This is a genomic window from Ignavibacteriota bacterium, assembly GCA_016212665.1.
Classification (GTDB): Bacteria; Bacteroidota; Ignavibacteria; order UBA10030; family SZUA-254; genus FW602-bin19.
In genome coordinates, this window is record JACREZ010000040.1 from 82,975 (window position 1) to 104,216 (window position 21,242).

At 46.6% G+C, this 21,242-nt stretch carries 2 protein-coding genes; both read right to left on the reverse strand.

What is annotated here, in order from left to right; genetic code table 11:
* Positions 1 to 60: 60 nt before the first annotated feature.
* Positions 61 to 9,387: a choice-of-anchor D domain-containing protein gene (locus HY960_14540; protein MBI5216969.1), complete on the reverse strand. Its 9,327-nt coding sequence runs from the start codon at positions 9,385 to 9,387 to the stop codon at positions 61 to 63.
* Positions 9,388 to 9,519: 132 nt separating this feature from the next.
* Entirely contained in the window at positions 9,520 to 21,156 is an 11,637-nt protein-coding gene (locus HY960_14545) for a proprotein convertase P-domain-containing protein (GenBank protein ID MBI5216970.1), read from the reverse strand.
* Between the last annotated feature and the right edge of the window lie 86 nt (positions 21,157 to 21,242).

Below are 21,242 nucleotides of genomic sequence, written 5' to 3' on the forward strand. Positions count from 1 at the left end.
CCGTACAACGGGATTCTCCGTGCCGATAATGTAATTATTTACTTGATGACGTTACGTGACTTACTTCATCAAGAGGAGTTTCTTGACATCCTGATATGTCTTCACTCCGACAACGCCGTTTTCATCTTCAATGCCATTCGGCGCTTCGACGACGATGCGATAGAAGTACACACCACTGACGAGATTGGTTGCAACGAACTCGAATTCATGTTCACCTTCGTACATCTCTTCACGATTAATGAGTGAAGCGACTTCACGACCGAGCATGTCGAATACTTTCAACGTTACCATTCCATCTTCCGGCAGCGAGAATTTAATCGTCGTGCTTGGGTTGAACGGGTTAGGATAGTTCTGTTCGAGCGCAAACGCAACCGGAGTCTCGGACACAACTTCATCTTCATTGAGAGTGATGACCGTGCGTTCTCCCGTCAGGTTCAGATGCAAATAAGGAACTTCGTACAACCGTCTTGTACCTTTGAACACCGTCTTTCGGGCGAAGCTGACTGTATCAACCGTCCCCTGGAACGATGTGTTGAGCATCTTCACAACATCGTAATACAGTTGTGCGGTTGCGGGAGATTCCAGCACTCCAAAGGTAGCAAAACTATCTGCCTTCGATGCAATCTGGATAACTGATTTACCGCAGAACATATTTCCGCTTTCATCATCGAAGATGAGGTCGCCGAATCCGTTCGGAGTTTTTCCTGCTGCACTGGCTACAATGTTAATTCGCAATGCGGCAAGTTCGGCAAAGAACGCGTTGTTGTGTTTCTTCGGAGAAACACTCGCTTGCTTTCCGACAAACGGCTTCGAGCCAATTAAATCGAAGGCACGCGGTGTTCCCTGGTGACGTCGTCCGCCATCATAGAACGATTTCGATGCATCGGAGAATCGTGTAATCTGTGCCCAACCATAACGCAAGGCAAGCGTTCCGGTAAGCGCAACACCGGTTTTCAATCCCGTGCTTCCAAATGCGTTCTGTTGATAGAGTTCTTCAATCAAATTGAGTGCGTTCGGCTGCGGTAATCCCGGCTGATTTCGCAAGAACGAGGAAACGCTCACTTTATCTGCAGCATTCCACTTATAGGTTGCTTTAATCGGATTCCCGGAACTGCCGACACCTTCAACAAAGACAGTATCGCCATTGGCAACGCTCAAGTTCACCGGTCCGAATCGCTTGCTGTTAAAGACGCCAACAACTGTATCGTTAGCACCTCGAACGCGATGAATCTTTCCGTTTGCCGAGACATTAAAGTCTAATTGCAGGAAATGCGAAGCGGAATTCGGCGTAATCAATTTGAACCTGAAGTTCACAATATTTGCAACGCGCTTCACCGGCTTTCCGATTTTTCCTCTTGCATCTTTTGAAAGAGCAATCGTATCGCCGCTGAACGTTCGGAAGGCGCCGGTATCGGGTGAGAAGTTTCCGAAATCTTTTCCGGTTACATTCGTCCCGCTGGTGATTGTAATAGAGTACATTCCACCCGGCGGATATGTTTGTGTATATCCGTCCTGCTGAACTTCGGTGACTGTATACGTATCATAGAACAAACCATCAAACATAAAGTTGCCGTTCGCATCCGTCATCAACTGATGAGAATTGCCCGGCTTCGTACCGACTGCGTTAATCGTCCAATCAGACATCCCGATTTCACCCGCATCCTTCACGCCGTTGCCATTGAAGTCTTTCCACTTCATACCGCTGATGGAGCCGAATTCGAAGTTCCCGAAGTTATATCCGGTACGAGCCTGACCTGATTGCAGATTCACCTGATACACACCGCTTGCAGGTTGCGTTACCGTCCATCCGGCAGATTGGTTTTCGGAAATCGTATACGTTCCCGGTCTCAATCCACTGAAGAGATACGCACCTGCGGCATCGGTCATCATTGTATCGGACGTAGTTCCGTTGATATAGATTGCCCAGTTTTGAATTCCGGCATCATTCGTTCCGGTGCTATCACCGTTTGCATCTTCATATTTTCTTCCTGCAAGAGATGCAAGACGGTAGTTTCCGAAGTCAACTCCGGTTTGCGCCTGACCTGCGGTAAGCGAAATTGAATGTGTTCCGTTTGCAGGATAACTTTGATACCAGCCCTGTTGCATACCTTCTGACACAACATAGTCGCCTTCATCAATATCTTCAAACGCGTACGCGCCGTTTGCATCAGTTGTTGTTGAATCGGTCATCGCTCCGGAAATGTAAATCTTCCAACCGCTTAATCCGGGTTCACCGTTGTCTTTCACACCATCGGCATCAAGGTCTTCGAACTTCATACCGCTGATGGAACCTGCTGTAACCGGGAGATATTCCGTGTATTTTGAAATTTGTCCAGACGCGCCAACGGCATATCCGACAATAACACCTGCGCCAGAAACAACTTTCATTTGCATATGATTGAACGCGCCTGAACGACTATGGTCTGTCGTCCAACTGGCACCCTGGTCTGTTGTTTTGTAAAGCGTTGTACCGCTTGCCATCCACCATCGTTGTGTCGGGATTGAAACACCAGCCGGGAACAATGCGCTACCCGAACCTGCGTTTGCGGTCGCACTCCATGATGTACCACCGTTGTTCGATGCGGCGGTAACACCGGTTGCGGCGCCAAGCATGCCCAGTTGTGAATTGATGAATGAAACACCATACGAATTTGGCGCCGGCGTTGCAGAATATTGCCACGACGCTCCGCCATTGGTTGTGTAATAGACACGTGAGTTATTCGTTCCGTACCAACCGAGTTGTGATCCTTTCCATTCAAATGAGTTGTTCCATCCCGCTTCTGTTCCTGCTTGTGCTAACGTTCCATACGGTGTCCATGAAGTTCCGCCGTTGGTAGTTTGTAAGAGAGTCCACTGACTGTTGACCGGGTCGCCCATCGCCAAACCGTTCGTTGCATCAAACATATATACCGCGTTGATAAACGCGCCTGTACCTGTATTTTGGTACACCATTGACCAACTTGTTCCACCAGTCGTTGTACGATAGATTCTGCCATCGTTTCCTGCTGATGGATTAACGCAAACAAACGCAACATCACCGCTTACTGCAAACACCTGATGATTGGGTTGTCCGCTTAACGGAATTGCCGTAGCCGACCATGTAGCACCGCCGTTCGTTGTTCTGCGAACAACACCTGCATCACCGACTGCCCATGCAACTTGATCATCTACCACAGAAACACTGTACAACGCCGAAGTTGTACCGCTTGTCTGCGTTGCCCATGTCGCCGGCGGCGATGAAGAAATTGTGAAGTTACCATTACTCATGTCTGTAATTGAAGAGTTATTCTTGTCAGACACACGAACTCTGCCCATCGTTGTTGGCGCATTCGGAATGGTCCACAGGTACGAACCCGTTTCATTGAGACTCGTTGCACCGCGCAATGCATCTTTCGGATGCGTTCCATCAACGATTAACGATGCAGGAACTCCTGCGTTGATAAGTAACCATGTAGTTCCCGCGTCAGTTGAATATTCAATCTTCACAGAATCAACAAGATTTTTATTCCATGTAATATTATATGACTGTCCGACGATGAACGATTCACCACCGTTCGGATACGTTACCTGCACCCAGGGTGAACCGCCGGTAACATCCATTCGCACACCGATATTCTTTGTATCGGTTGTGTTGCCGGAGAGACGGAGCCGACCGCTGTATGTTCCTGCCGGAAGTTCAATCCCGGGATGTGTACGAACCTGAACCGTATGGCTTGCACCCGGAGCGAGTGTTCCGGTTGTTACGTTTGTGGAAAGCCACGGATACAAATCTGCTGTGAACATCAGCGCGAGATTGTTATGGACATAGGTATTGTTGTACACTACTTGCAGTCCATCTGTTCCTGTTGCGTTCTCAATTCCAATTGATGACGAGTTCAACGGGTTGGTCATTGTCAGATACTGACAGAGAATTTCGCCACTCGGTTTGAGAATAATCTGGAACGTGTACGGTCCGCCGGTACTGAAATGTGGCGCGTTGTAATACTCAATGATGTAGCGGTTATTTGTTGCATCATGGTAGTAATAAACACCGCCGGAAGTGCGTACATCCAAGTCATCCCAGAATCCGAAGATGTTGAGATTCGGTTCGCCCGTAGATGGAATTGCTACGTTTGAAAATGTATGATTTGTCGAAACGACATCGAAACTAATAAATCCGTTTGTAGTAATCTTCACGGAGTTATAGGTATTTCCATAGAACGGGAAGTTGAACGGCAACGTCTGGATATTATGACCTTCATCGCCCGTACCGCTACCCCAATCGGTAATCTGCGTACCAACGGTTGTAATATCAACCCAGTTAAACGCCGGACCTCCGGGTTCATCGCTGTCAATCCAGCGATACCCGAATGCATCGGGACCACCTGCGCCCATCAACTGCGGCGTTCCACTCCTCGGGTCTTCGACGCCTTTGGGTAATTCATACGCCGGTTCCGGGTTCGGAACAATTACGCTTGAAACAACACCGGTTCCTGCTTCATCAATGCGATAGCGTAATGTATCGGTTCCCGTGTTGTTGATTGTCAGATTCTGAGATAACGTATCAGGTCCTGAAGGATGACTGACATAGAATGAATCCGGTGAAGCGGTGAAGTGTGCAACGCCAATGCTTCGTCCGCTCAATTTCACTGTTGGAGCGGAAGCATCATTAGAAACAAAACTCATCACACTACTGTACAAACCACCGGGAGACGGCGCTGTAAATGTCACGGTGACGCGTTGTGTATCAAGTGAGTTCAACGTAAAGTTTGCCGGCGATGCCGAGAAACCGGAATTGGTCAATTGAATATCTGTCACGTTCAAAGAACCGCCGCCGATATTTTTCACCAATACCGACAATGATGTATTCGCGCCAATCTCAACATTCCCAAAGCCGAGTGAATCGGGAGTCACCGCTAATCGTGCGCCTGCAGGAGGAACGACAAATAAGTGAGCGGGAATATTGAGACTGTCTGCTAACGTTGAGTTCGTTGCAGTGATTTCAATCCTGCCGTAGTAATCGCCCGGATTATTATAGATGCTCGGGTCGGTTGCATCAAATGTCGCGGCAAGTTGTGTTGAGTCGTTGATGAGAACCGTTCCCGTTGTTGGATTGATACTTAACCATGTCCCACCACCACCATTTACACCCGGAGGACTAAACAGAATTGCTAAATTATCATGAACATACGTATTATTGAAAACAACCTGTAAGCCTATTGTACCCGTGCTATTCTCGATACCAATCGTTGCTGAGTTTAATGTGCCAACCATATTCTTGTATTGATACACAATTTGTCCATTTGCTTGTACTATCACCTGGAATGTAAAGCGGCTTGTTTCAGTAGTGCCATATTTCTTAACGCTATCGTACTGTACAATATATCTGTTGTTGGCTGCATCAAAATATTTCCAAACACTTCCTCCATTTGTTGATCGAAGATCAAGATCGTCCCAGAACGGGGCTATTAAATTATTAGGTTCAGTCGTGGTTGGTATAGCTGCATTTGTGATTCCAGTTGCCGTAGATGTGAAAGTCAAAAATCCATTCGATACTATTCTGATGGAGTTGAACGTATTTCCATAGAAGGTAAAATCAAACCCAAGCGGGAAAGGTCCGCGATTAACATCATCCCCCAAGGTGACTGTATCTCCTACTCCACGTATATCCATCCACGAAAATTGGGGACCACCGGGCTCATCACTATCTATCCATGTATAGCCTGTAGAATCTGGGCCACCTTTACCCATAAGAACAAGAGGACCAAATCTTGGGTCAAATTCGTTTTTACCAAATTCTGCGTATGGATCTTTTAACGGACTGTTCTCTGCAAATAATTGTGCTGGTTGAAATCGCTTGGATGATTTGATCGCCATCGGTACTTCAATAGGAATAGCATTAACTCCTGCATTTACTGAGTACATCACCGCGCGGGCATTGAAATTTCCATCCAACGTTCCATCGTTTCCAACATTGAACAGGATAGAATCTTTTACACCGCCTTCAAGTGTTTTATCTAATGTTGTTGTTGCGCTGAAGAAATGAGGCGCACCCACGGCTGTACCGGCAACATTGACTGTCATTGTATCATTAAGCGGGTCGTTGCTGAGAATATAAATTTCACCCGTTTCCGCGCCTGCCGGCATTTGCGGGCTGTATGTGATATATAACTTCGCACTATCTTCCGGGGCGATTGTGGCACTTGATAATTGTGTCGTGAAATCTCCGTTCGTAGAAACGACAGACGAAATATTGAGTTGTGCTGTTCCGATGTTCCGGATTTTCACGCTATCGGTTTTTGTCTGGTAAATAATTACCTGACCGAAATCTTTCGAAAGCGGATTCACGGCTATGCCGGGTCCTTCGAGAGGAATCACGCGCAATGATGCCGGCACCGTCACGCTTCCTGAAATATCCTGATGTGTTGCATCAACAAAAATATTTGCAAGATACGTTGTGCTTGGAGTTAATCCCGTAGCATCGAACGTGTTCGTGATGTTCACGCTGCCCATTGCCGGGATGGTACCAAATGAAGGCTCGTGCGAGAGCCAATCTACGCCGCGCAACTTGTAGAGAATTGCAAGATTGTTGTGAACATACGTGTTATTGTACACAACCTGTAATCCGATATCACCTGCGGAATTTTCAATTCCGAGCGTTGAGGCATTAACTGTCTGTTGCATATCCAAATACTGAACAAGAACAGTTCCGTTCGGTTGCAGAATAATTTCAAACGTGTACAAACCGGGAGTCGTTGTTCCGTAATGTGGAATATTATTGTACTGAACGATGAACTGACTGTTTGCGGCATCATAGTAATAGTACACAGTTCCGCCTGCACCCGGATCGAGGTCATCCCAGAATGCATAAATAGCATCATTGGGTGAAGCAGATGATGGTATCGCTCCGTTAGTCGCACCATAACTTGTCGAAGCGACATCAAAACCGAGGAAACCGTTTGTTCCGATTCTTGCCGAGGTATAATTATTTCCATACCAATTGAATGTAAACGGCAGCGTCACAACAAAGTGTCCATCGTCATCCGTACCACCCGACCAAGTTGTAATCGGAGTCCCTACCGTTGAGATGTCAATCCAATTAAATGCGGGACCACCCGGTTCGTCACTATCAATCCAAACATAACCGAAAGCATCCGGTCCGCCTTTCCCCATGGTTTGATTGGGACCAAAACGCGGGTCTTGTTCATCTTTACCGACGACAAGATTCAAATCTTTCGAGGGACTGTTCTCGGCGAACTGCGGTTGCTTCGGAAGATTTCTAAACAACGCTTCATCGTTCGAAAGTCGGAACGGAACTGAATCGCTCGTTGTGTTTGTCAGCGTCAGCATCACCGTGTTTGATTGTCCGACTCCAAGTGTATCATACAACGCCGTCGGCGATGCTTCCACGACCGGACGTAACTCTGCATCAATCGGTGTCGTTGTGTTTTCCGTTATCGCTACATTCGTATAGGTTTTGTGCCCGTACGGAGATGGCGGGTCAACAAGTACCTCATACGTCCCAACCGGTAACGGCGCGGCGAACATACCGGTTAACGAGTCGGTGTATTCATTAATGACTTCCGTTCCGTTGAACTTTACTTTAACGTTTGCCTTAATCGGTGCGCCACTCGTTGTGTGTGCATACACCGAAAGCGTTCCGCCCGGAGCGGGAGTCATGACCACATCTTGTAAAACTGTATCACCTCGCATAAGCGTTACCTGATACGTTGTATCTAAATAACCAAACTTTCTCGCACGCAGGGTATAAGTCGCCTGTGTTCCGGGTGTATCAACCCTTGCACCTGCAAAGTAATATCCTGTTGCATCACTCGCACCGGGGAGTTGTAGTTCAGGTTCTATGAAATCAAGAGCGACTCCACCAATCGGGTTGGAGTTCGTCGTCACCATTCCCTCGACAAAACCAAAACCTTCCGTTGTCACGATTGATGTTGTCCATGCCTGATACGTTCCGCTTCTGTTACTCATCCAATAGGGCCACACTTTTCCGATACCGTACGTAATACCGATGTAATCACCCTGATAACCACCGGCAAGACCGGAAATTGGTTGCGGTTTGAATCGGGAATCAGGAATAGGAATTTCAGTCCACGTAGTACCGCCATCGAGCGAACGCGCTACATACACCATCGCTGAATCGGAGGTTGTTTCTCTGTCATCATAAAAAATAACATTGACCGCCCCTGCATCATCAACAACCAACCATGGCATGTATTGAATTTTTCCATTGTTCAGTGCATCCTGATTCACGCGAATCCCGGCTGACCATGTTGTACCGCCATCTGTTGAACGATGAAGAACGATATCGGGGTCAGAACCTGCCGGTGCAAGATTCTTCTCTGCTGTTACACTATAAATCCATCCGCGGCGCGCGCCGTTCGTCTTATCAATTCCTGTTGAAGGAAAATCGTTTGTACGGATGCTTGCCTTTTGTGAAATCGTTCCGCGAATGCCATTACAATCATAAATATTTGGTGTTACTGTCCACGTCGCACCGCCGTTGGTGGATTTTCCCATACCGACAAAATCGCCAGTGTACGGTGAACCTGCAACAGGATTTTGCCAGAAAATATACGCGGTTCCATCCACACCAACCACACCGTTCACACCTTGGTCATAGTGACCGGATAATCCTGTGTGAATAATTTGATAAGCAGACCATGTCGCCCCATCATCGGAGGAATAAGAGACTGCGGTCGGAGGTAATGACTGTGAAAAGTCAGACCATGTTGCATACACTCTTCCATAGTACGGACTCGTCGGTACATCATCTACAAATGTGTGGTTCTTGTCGGAAGAACCGCTTTCCAGAACATCCGTTGCATCCCATGTTGCACCCATGTTCGTTGAGCGAGAAGCGCCAACTCCGTTTCCATACAAATAAGAAATAATCAATGTTCCGTTCGGTGTAATCACCGGCGCGGGGTCGCCGCTGTGCTGTGAAAGTGTTGCCGCCGCAGTTGTATCGGAACCAAACCATGTATTTCCACCATCGGTCGTCAGGTACATACCCTCGCTGATAAACGAAACACCCAAGTCCACCGTGTTTGCACTACCATACATAATGTTTCCGTTCAACGGGTGACGTGTAATAGGCACTTCGCTTTGTGTTGACCATGTTGTCGGGTGGACACGAAAACTCGGATTAACCGTCAACATTCCTTGCGCCGTGTTATAGGTCGTCGGAGTTGTTACGGGATGAACATATTCTTTGACCGAGAGAGGAACTTTGACTTGTTCCGCAGAGCGAGCAACCTTCGACATTCGAAGGTCAATCTGGCTCCACTTTCTCGGGTCGGGTTGTTGCTGTGCGACAACGACACCCATAAAAAACAAAGAAAGAATGATGCACCAAAGGTAACGAGAGATGGTTGCATTGTTATACATGAGGAATCCTTTGCGATTGAATTGTTAAATAATGGAATAGAGACACTTGTAGATAATAGACAGCACTCGTCCCGCATGGGCGGGACGAGTGCTGTCAAAGGTAATTGTTTTCCCCGTTAAAGCCAAGAGAGATTACTTCACTAACATAAGTTTTTTCGTCTCACTGAACGAGGCGCTCGATTCATCATCAAGCGAAGTTGCAGAAATACGATAGAAATAGACTCCCGTAGAAAGTTGTGAGGCGTTGAGTTCGATTTCCTGTGCGCCGTCTTCAAACTCGACATTCTCGAATACCGACATCACTTCCTGACCAAGCAGGTTGAAAATCTTCAATGTTACTTTGCTTGCTTCCGGCAAATCAAAACTAATCATTGTTGATGGATTAAACGGATTCGGATAGTTCTGATACAACTCATACTTCTCCGGAGTTTGTGCTATCGGTTGTTCGAGCGAAACAATCGTAGCCGACTCGATAGACGGGTCACGAACGAGGAACGTTCTGTCGCTCAACCGAACGGCAGGCTTCATCACCAACTTCGACGACCATGTTAATGTATCGAATGTCCCGGCGAATGCTGCATTAATCTTGCTGACGACAGAATCAAATCCAACGGGAGTTAACCCGCCATACATTGAGCACTGGGTTAAGAGTGTATCAACATAGGCGGAAATTTCTTTCACCATCTTTCCGTCGAGCGGATGTCCGGCATCGCTGTATTTCAATTCACCGAAACCAACCGGTGTTTTTGATAATGCGCTTGCCGCGATGTTCAACTTCAGTGCGATTGCTTCAGCAAATAACTTATTGTCGTACTTATCCGGCGGCAGACTTCCCTGTTTACCAACAAGGAATTTACCGGTCTTAAATAAGTCGAAGCAACGAGCCGTACTATCGTGGATGAGATAGTTGGTCTTTACTTTCTTCACCAACGATTTCTGGACATCTGAGTATTTCTTGTGAATGACCCAACCGAATTCTTTCGGTGCATCGAGACGCGGCACGCCAACGTACATTCCAACTGTTGACGTAAATGCACCTTGTGCAAAAATTTCCTCGCCGAGATTATGAACGTTCGGCATCGGCAATCTGAGTTGATTCGTTGTGAACACGGCGCCTTTCGATTTTTTCTTTCCAACGAGGGCTCCGTTTCGCGTCCACCAGTACGAGGATACTTTTTGGAACGAACCTTTCTTTCCCCATCCGGAGATAGTTACTGTGTCGCCCGCGTTCAGAGCAGAAGCAAACGTCGCATCCCATTTCTTGTTACTTGATTTTGCAACCGGCGTCAGTGTTGTCGGTGTTGGCGTGACTGTCAAATCGTACAGGAGTGTATCTATTTCAACACCAAATTCGAAATGGACATCGTTGACATTGTTGCTGTCTGCGATAAGCAGGACAGTAAATTCAACTTTATCCGCTTTCTTTTTGATTGACTTTGAAGCCAGTTTGCTGTCCTTCACAAGTGCAAACGAATCGGCAACAACTGTATAAAACTTCGCTGTATCGAGTAAGAAGTTAGCAAAGTCAATAACGATGTGCTGACCATCGGAAACGGAGAACGAAACACACTGTGATGAACCGGCAACAGTCGAGCCGTTATCAATTCGATAGCCGACCGCTGACCAGAATTCACTGTCCGCTTCGCAGGCGCTATATGTACCGTCAATCAAATCGGTGACAACTAATTCTCCGCTTGTGCCTTCTCCACGAACATCATTTTCATCATCTTTAACTGAAAGTCCCCACGGCAGTTGTGTATCGAACGACGGAGTCCCGCCATCCGCATCACGGAACTTCCGCACGGTAATAGTATTCGGGTGCCAATTGATAAAGTCAACGGTTCTGGATTGACCACCGCCAACCGTTACGGCGACACAATTTACTTGTTCATAATTCTCAACATCATCGAGGAAGTAACCGCTGTGTTGCCAACCGTTGCTATCCGCTTCGGTGACGTAATACGTTCCCGCAGGCAACCCTGATGCTGTAATGCTGGTTGAGTTTCCGCTTGCGACTATTGTACCGGAACAACTTCCCGAACGAACAGCAAGGAACCATGTTCGTGCTTCATCTTTCGAGAGAAGACCACTGTTTGCATCACGATATTTATTGACAGTTATGGAATTCAACAACGCATTGACAAAGTCAACCGTCGTTGTAGAACCGCCGCTGACATTGAGCGTGTCATATCTGCTCGTGTTCGATGACGGTGTTCCGTTCAGTACATGACCGAGAACCGTCCAGCCTGAACTATCCGTTTCAACGGCGATATACGTTCCACTACTCAATCCGCCTGCAAAGAGAGAATCGGTGTCTCCGGAAGCAACAAGATTTCCTTCGCTGACTGAGCCACGATAGAGAGCAAGGAACCAACTCTTCTTCGAGCGGTCATCGGTTGTCCCAACACTTCCGTCAGCATCGGCATATTTTCTTACGATGACAGTATTCGGTTGGAAGTTCACAAAGGTAATCTCTTTGCCGATTCCTCCGCCCGTCATAGTGAACTCAACATAGTTTGCAGAGCTGGCAGTCGGTGTTGCATCAACAATATAGCCGAGATGCGCCCAACTTGCACTGTCTTCTTCAACGGCGTAGTATGTTCCATCAAGCAAATTCGGAACGACTAACATCGTATCGGAAGCAACAGAGGCGACTACCGTTCCTGTCGGTGAACCGGTACGGAGTGAGAGACCCCACGCCTTCGCAGTTCTATCACCGGTTGTTCCGAAGTCACCATCCGCATCAACTTGCTTTTTGATTGTGACGGTGTTCGGCGACGTAATTGATTCTATTGTCAGATGCCAACCGCGAATAGAACCGGTATCTCCCGTCGCGTCATCATAAATTCTGAGTACCCAATCCCCCGCCGGCATGTCAAGAACAAATCTATTTAATCCGGGAACTCCTTCTGGTCTAAAGTATCCGCTAAACGGAGCCGTCCCACTCGTAATAGATGTTGCTGCTGCATCATCAAAAATTGTCCCCATGAAATTTTCACCTGTCCCGCCGTTATCGGTGGAAAGTTCAAGCGAATCTCCATTTGGAGCAAACAAAAACATATCAATGTCACCATCATATGTATGGTAGAGACTGTCAATTCCTGCCTTGATACTTTGAATTTGAATAGTACCTAATGCGATAGTATCGTACATGTACGAATTATCAGAAATTGATCTTCTATTTTTGCTGCTGTAATCATAAAACACAGCCTGGTCAAATGTTGTTTGTTGTCTGCCCGTAGCACCAAATCCCGTTTCAACACCAGCAACATTTCGTGCTTTCACATTGAAGGCATACAGTGTCCCGCGTTCGAGATTCACTAATTTTAACCCGAGACCGCCGCCCCATCCGGCAACCGTTAGCCACACTGGAGAAGCAGAAACAATTTGTCCCGATGCATTTATATACAAACCTGAACTGGAATCTTTGATTGCGAACTCAACATCTGCTGGGTTGGTTGCAGGATCAACAATAATCCGTAAGTTGTTGAACTGTACATCAGCAAACACCGGCGCGCCCGGTGTTTCAGCGAGCGTTGTTGTATCTGCACCAGCAAAACCGCTTTCTACTTCTGCTATTGTTGCGGCTGTAACCCGATAATAATAATGAGTGTTTAAATCAAGCGGCGTATCATTGAAGTTCACCGTTCCACCTGAACCTGCGCTCGGACCTATCACTGCAATTCTGTCTGTGTATGGTGCGCCTATTGATGGAGCCGAACCTGCTTTGCGATAGATATAGAAATTATCCTCGTTGCTTGCATTATCTATCCACGTTGCTTCAATGGACGCGGATGCAAGATACTCGGCTGTTAGTGTTTCAATCTGCTTTTCAATCTCATTTGCTTCCACTTTTGAAATCTTATCTGAAGAGAGCGATTGTTTCAGAGAAGTAATCCTTGACAACAGTTCAGCAGAGTGTGTGCTTACACTAGTTGTGAGCATAAGATTACTCGGTGAATTCGGTGCATCAACTGTTGTGAACGAAAGCGGACCGTTGCTCGAAATGGTTCGTGACCCTTGGTCTGAATCGGGCGTTTCAGCATACACGTTCCAGTAATATGTGGTGTTTGGTAATCCGCTGAATGTGTATTGTGTGTCGGCAACATTATCCGCCACTTGCGTTGTTGGCGGGTTATCCGTGCCTGCATACACATCGTATCGTGTCGCTCCAACCGCCGCGTTCCAATTCATCACAACAACAACCGGTTGCGATGCGCCGGTCGGCGATAGAATAGTGAATGCATTTGGCGCAGGCGATACAAACTCATCCGCTCCGATATCCGGGGTTGATGAACGCGCATCACCGTCTATATCGATTGTAACACTTCCGATTGCAACACCGGTATTTCCTGCCGGAGAAAACATTCCGGGTGAATTATTGATGTGTAAATCCGTTGCGCTTGTAAAGAGCGGGTCGGTAGCAAATGAATTTGCATCCTGTCCGGTTGCTGTTCTCCACTCTTCTATTGTCGTCTTGTTTGTACTACTAATATAACCTAAGACACCCTGGGTCCCCGTAGCGTAATAATCATTATAGTTGATTGTTCCGAATACTGCATTTGAACCTGAATCAGCGATAGCATAGGCTCGGCTTCCTGTATTCAACGAATTAACAATAGAGTTAGCCAACAGATTGTTTCGTATATCCAAATTACTCGTTCCGGAGAACACAAAAAGAGCCGCTGACTTGTTTGCTGTACCAGCGCGATCTGTATTTCCTGTAAGATTGACAGAATTGTGATAGATGTTTACACCGCCCGTAGTTCCAAGAACACGGATACCTACAACAGCATCGGAAGATAATACATTCCAACCATCACCCAATAAATCATATATCATGTTGTTGGCAATCGTAACATTACTTGATGATGAAGCGGTGTTGATGTCAATTCCTTTTCCGCCGTAGCCGCTTGTACCTGTATATTTAAGGCTGTGTATATCATTCCGCGTTACAGTCGAATTAGTAAACCCTGTTCCAAGCAACATCCCGGTTGGGTTTGAAATGCTTGCAATAAAATTGAAAATGGTATTGCGTGAAATATCCGAACCTGTTGTTTGGTTCGCGTCGATTCCATACTTGCCGATTTGGTCTGCCGCATTACCGGAGCCAATGGTATTCTGTGTAATCATCAACGCGTCGTTCACACCGGAAGATGTCGCACGAGCATAGATTCCGTAGTATGCCTTCGTGAACGAGTTGTTCGTAATCGTCAGGTTGTCGTTATCGTTCCCCGTGCCGGAAGTTGAAATTGATGTACCGCCTGCATAAATACCAAACGTTGAAGTAACCGTATTAGAACCTGCGGCGATATCGCAATTCTTAATCGTAACATTCGAGCAACCCGCTCCGACACCCTGACTTGCGAGCCAGATTGCGGCGGTGTTTGAGCCTGTTCCCGTGTTACTAATTGTCATATCTTTCGTTGTACCACCGTTCGTATTCGAACCATCGAACGTAACATAATCCGCTCCGGCAAGTTTGAAGATACCAGATGTTGAAACACCGGAAATAGTTGTCACAACCGAACTGCTCGGTTTAATTGTTATCGTATTCGTTGCCGATGAACCTGCAAGATTGTTGATAACAATCGGGAAGGTCTCTGTCGGATACGTGGCATCGAGGAGTAAGAATCGAATGGCTCCGGAAATTCCTCTGTCGTTCAGGTCGGCAATTGCCGCGGTGATAGTCGGATACACTCCGGCGTTCGGCGAATTCGGTTCGCGGGCGAAGAGTTCTCCTTCATAGACTTTTCCGTTTTCAAACGGAACATAATATTCCTGTTCTACTTCCTTCTCGACTTGTTTATAGACTGCCGGGCTGGTTTTCGTTTCTTCACTTACTAATTCATCAACCGTTACGGTAATTTTTCTCGTTTCTTTCTTGAAGGTAATTTCTTTTCCTGCAATGGAATTAAACATCGTCAGACCGACCGTGTAATCGCCACTCATTTCACCGAGCGTTGTGGTTGATGCCTGTGTGCCGAATCCGGTTTCGTATCCGTTCGCGTTGCGCGCTTTTGCATCGAACACATACGTTGCACCTTGATTCAATCCTGTCACGCTCACACCTGTTGCACCGCCAAACGCCGCATACGTTCCCCACACCGGTGTTGTAGAAAGCGCTCCCGAGGTATTCACGTATGCCGTATCGTTAAATCGCAAAGTAAATTCTGTTGCTGCTGAGTTGCTCAATGGAACAAGAACTGCCCTGATAGAATGTCCGCTCGGAGTAAGCGCCGGCGCACCGGGAGTTTGTGCGAGTGTGGTTGTATCATTTTCCGTGTAGTTACTTTCACCCTGCGCATTGCGCGAGGCAACACGATAGAAATAATTCAGGTTCGGTAAGAGTCCGTAATCCTGATAGTTGACCGCTCCCGTTCCCGCATTCGCTCCTAACAAAGCGACGCTATCCGGAGAGCCGGTGCCAACCGTCGGCGCCGAACCTGCTTTTCGATAGACGATGAATCCTGTTTCCGTACTTCCGCCATCGGGAGCGTTATCGGTGAAACTCACCACCATGCTATCCATTTTGACATCGCTCAACAGTAAACCTGTCGGGTCTGCCGGAGGAGTAACGGTAGTGAAACTGAACGGACCATTGCTTGCTTTTACGCTATCACCGACTGAGTTTTTCGCCCACACATCCCAGTAATATGTCGTGTTCTGGGAGAGACCGGTGTACGCGGATGTTGTACCGGCAACATTTCCTTCGTGCAACGTCGTTGGTGTTGCATTCTGGTCGAGATACACGTTGTATGAAAGAGCATTGGTCGAAGACGCCCATGAAAGTGTTCCGGAAAGATTTTGCCCGGGACCGCTTGGCGATGTTAATGTGAACGCCTGAGGAATCGGATAAGAGAATTCGTCTGCGCCAATGTCCGGCGTTGAAGCATGTCGTGCATCTCCATCATAATCGGTTGTAACTGTTCCGATGGATGTTCCTGCATTGCTCACCGGTGAAGCAGTTGTCGCTGTATTGATATGAAGATTTGTATTGCTGGTAAATTTCGGGTCTGCTGAAATTGAGTTTACATCTTGCCCGGTTGCAGTTTGCCATGCTGAAAGTGTGGTTTGGTCACTCGTAAGGAATCCAAGAATGCCTTGTGTGCCTGATGCGTAATAATCATTATAATTGATCGTTGAGAACACCGTGTTGGCGCCCGCATCATAAATCGCATACGCCTTAGCACCTGCATTTAAACTATTAACAATAGAGTTAGCAAAAATATTATCACGTACATCTATATTTGTGACACCGGAGGGAATGTATAATGCAGAAGAAAGAGTTGCAGTTGCCGCTCTATCAGCAGTTCCTGAAAGATTCACAGAGTTGTAATAGATATTTAATCCACCTGTTGTACCTTGGATGCGAATACCAACGATGGCGTCGCTCGTCAGAGAACTCCAACCATCTCCTGCTAAATCGTAGATGATATTGTTAGCAATCGTAACGTTGCTTGATGACGAGCCTGTGTTAATGTCAATTCCTTTACCTCCATATCCGGTCGTTCCCGTATAACGGAGACTATGAATATCGTTTCTTGTAATTGTCGTGCTCACAACACCGGTTCCGAGCAACATACCCGTGGGGTTTGTATTCGTACCGATAAAATTGAATATCGTGTTTTGTGAAATATCAGAACCGGTCGTTTGGGTAACATCCAATCCGTACTTCCCGACATAGTCGGTTGCCGTTGACGAACCGATAGAGTTCTGTGTTACCGACAACGCATTGTTCACACCCGTAGCAGAAGCACGTGCATACAGACCATAGTATGCTTTCGTGATTGAATTGTTATTGACGGTCAGATTATCATTATCATCTCCCGTTCCGGAAGTTGAAATCGAAGCACCGCCCACGAAGATACCGAACGTTGACGTCACCGTATTTGAACCTGCCGCGATATTGCAATTCTTTATCGTCACGTTTGTTGAACCGGCACCTGTACCAAGACTTGCAACCCAAATCGCCGCTGTGCTTGATGCGGTACTTGTATTGGAAATCGTAAGACTCTTGTCTGTTCCGTTCGGAGAGAGGGCGGTATTTGAGCCATCAAATATTACATAATCCGCTCCGTTGATTTTGAAAATTGAGGAGGCAGAAGAACCACTAACAGTAATTGCAACGCCGGTGTTTGGTTTGATTGTAACCGTATTCGTCGCGCTCGAGCCGGAGTTTGCGTTAATGGTAATCGGGAATGTCTCGCCAGTGTTTGCATAATCTGCATTGATGAGAATGGCCAGTGCGCCGTTTAATTCTTTACTGTTCAAATCTGCAACGGCGGCGGTGAGCGTTGTATAATCTGCGCCGGTTGCGCCAACTGTTTTTGTGCCGCTGATTGTTCCAAGAACTCTATACGAATTGATTGTTCCGGTTAATGGGAACGCCCCGGAAGTGAGAGCAACACTTGTCGGGTTCGCTGCAAACGTACCCGAGTTGATAGCAACATTTGGTGTAGCAGCCAAATCCTGTGCAACAACAAAATACTGCACAGTATCTCCGCCTGTTACACTACCGGTGTTGTAAAGTTTAGAATAATCTATCGTAAAGTCGAACGGAGAAGATGTTCCGTTTGCTTCAACATATTTCCAGCCATCAGTGGTATTATCATTTGTTCCACCGAGCCCGTTGGTGTTTGATGTCTTCTTGTAATACACGCGTGGCATCGTTCCCGCGGTTGTATTGACACCGCTTGCATCCGTAATAGTAACGCTTGTGAAACTTCGGTTTGCTGTGTTTGATGTATTGCCTAACGCTGTGTAAGCGATAGCTGGAGCGGACATATCCGAGCCGGTAAAGTTTCCTGCATCGGCGCCGATATCAACCGGTGTAAAACTTGCACGAGTCTGGCCGTCGTAATCATCAGTAACTCCGAGGTCAACACCATTGCCTTCTGCCACAGTGGAGTTAGTCGGATGAAGATGGAGGTCGGGTGTTGCGTTTGTCGGGTCGTTGTATTGTGGGTCGCCATAAAAACTACTCGCGTCCTGACCAACGGCGGTTTTCCACGCCGCAAGGTCTGCAACATCAAGTGAATTGAAAAAGCCAAAAACTCCGCCGCTTCCATTTGCATAATACACATTATTATTGATGGTAAGTCCGGTTGGGTTAGCTGTTGTTCCATTGATTTTTACCGCATAGTTTTTCCCGGTCGCCCCGCTGTTACTTCGTGCGTTGACAAAAATATTATCTCTGAAACTACGCGTGTTAGTAGTTTGCGTTCCGTTAAATGCATACGATGCACCGCTTCCGCTTGTGGGACTGCCGCCGATATAGATACTGTTATTCCAGAAATTATCCGTACCCAAAAATCCATTAAAACCATTGATTCCGGTTGTTCCTGAATTTGTAGCTGCAGAACCAATCGCATTGGTAACACCCGCGCCTAAGGCAATCATGTTATTCTTATACGTTGTTGTACCGCCCCCAACACGGATACCGTTGATTTCAGCACTCCCACTGTTTGTTGAAGAAGTTATACCATAAATAAAATTACGCGCTACTGTATTGGCAGTGGAGCCGGTAAATTGAATACCTGTTACTATTGTTGTCGCCGTGGTGTTGGTGTTACTTAAATTATAGATTGTGTTTTGTGAAATAGTATGATTTGTCGAAGTAGTTGTACTTAACATACCAATAACAGATGCACCCGTAGTTGTTCCAGTACCGATATTATTGGTGAGGTTTCTGATAATATTAGAAGTCCAAGTAGCAGCCGCGTTGCCCGTTGCAATACCAATCACCTGAGATAACGCGCCCGTTGCGTTTAACTGTATTGAATTTGCAACCGTTCCACCGATATTATTGGAGGTTGCGTTGAATACTTTCGAAGTGCTTGTGTTCGCTCTCAGTCCATAGATAGTCATTGTGCCTGAGGCACCAAGGTTAGTTATTGAAATGCCGCCTATGGTATTATTATTTGCCGTCCAGTCGTCGCTACTGAAATTGTAAATGCCTGAAAAATCTGATGCCGTTGTAGTTGTTGTGGAAAATGTCAAAGAACCCGTCGCACTTTGGCTTCCAATGGTATTACTATTTGTATTTACAAGACCACTGGAAATATACATCGCCGTAAGAGGACTAGTTGAACCAGTACCACTGGAGGTGACGCCCGTTAGGCTAACCGAAGCTATCGTATTACTATTGATGTTGGAGACAGTTCCGCCGGTAATTCCAGTAAAGTAAATTCCTATAAACTTACCCGTCGAACCTGTTAGTGTGTACGTTCCCGTCTGTGTGTTAGACGAATAGCCGATTGTATTCCCTGTAATAGTAAACCCTTGTGCACCCTGAGTAGCCGATGAAGGAGTTATATAAATTGGAGTGTGCAGGGCACCTGTCGTCCAAGTACGAGTAGCAGTTTGATAGAATTTGTTATTTGTTATTGTCCATGTGTTGCACCCACCATTAGTTGCCACGCCTGCGCTTGTAACAGCCGCTCCGAAATAATCATAGATGTTGTTGTTATCAATAACGATTCCACTGTTCCCGATTGCTGTTGTACCGGTCGAACCATTTCCTAAAATTCCTTTCGTCGGTAAGTTGGAACCAGCAGGACCGATATTACAATAAGAAATCGTGTTATTGTCGTTGCCGTTCGCAGTAGTACCATCCGTACTAAAGAAAATATTCCCTCCGTTCGTTGCTACAGAGGCTGAGAATGAACCTAAGACGGTACAATTTGTTACAGTATTGTTTGTTGCACCTTCCATAAATTTTATCGTGGAGGTTCCGGAGGTTGCCGATGAGGTTGTGTTTGAAATCGTCAACGAGTTTCCTCCTGAATTCAAACCATCAATAGTAACATTATCAGCGCCGGCAAAATGTATAAACGCGCTTCCGGCAGGTGCAGCGCTTGAAAGCGTCCTTGATGCTCCACCTGAAGGTTTTATTGTAATTGAAACATACGATGCGCTTCCGATACCGCTTGCTTTTAATGTATCTGCCGTTGTTTCTGAGGTATTATCAACCACATATAAATTAATCGTCCCTGTCAATGTTCCTGCGTTTATTGCATCGAACGCGCCTTTCAGCGTTGTGTAGGTTGCACCGGTTGCACCAACGGTTGCATCCACACTGTTGAGCGAAAATGGTTTTGTACTTCCACCATCCGTTGTACTCTTCACTGTATAGTAGAGCGAGTATGTTGCACTCGTACCGATTGTTCCGCCTGCGTTACCGGTCGGCACCTGTCCGTACACAAATCCGCCTGAGGATGTTACGTAGCTAAAGAAACTGAATGATGAAGGAATTGTTCCGCCGGTAACTGCCGACCACGGAATAGCAACTTCCCGAACATCTCCTGCGCCGGAGGCGTATGAACCAAATCCCGAGGTCGCACTTCCCCAACCTCCTGCGCCATCTGCATTTCTGTATTCTCTGTATCCGTCTTTAATGTATGCAACAAAGTCAGCACGAATTGGAAGACTCGAGAAATTTGTTCCATCATAATTCTGACCGGCGACAGAACCGTTGCTGTTGCCCGAAGGATTTCCCGGGTTCTTGTCAATATAAATGACAGCTCCTTCTGCAAGATTTGCTGCACTCACGGCAACGTAGAGATTGGTATTATCCCACGTCGCATACCAAACCTGCGAGCCATTTGTTTGTTGGTTTTGTCCGTCGGTGTGTGTGCCGTACTCGCTTGCGCCAATGCTGCCGTCCACTGTGGGCGTTGCATACTGAGCGATCGCGGGAGTGGAAGACAGTCCCGTCATCAACACAAAAGAGATGATAAAGAGAATAGAAATAGTAACGTGTTTCATAAAGACTCCAATTGGAAGTTTATGGATATAGTGAAAAAAAATTTTTGAGTTGTAATCAGTTGGGATTTTTTCAACAGAGAATGCAT

Coding starts and splice junctions, on each gene's coding strand:
- HY960_14540 (MBI5216969.1), bottom strand. CDS start 9,387: ATGTATAACAATGCAACCATCTCTCGTTACCTTTGGTGCATCATTCTT.
- HY960_14545 (MBI5216970.1), bottom strand. CDS start 21,156: ATGAAACACGTTACTATTTCTATTCTCTTTATCATCTCTTTTGTGTTG.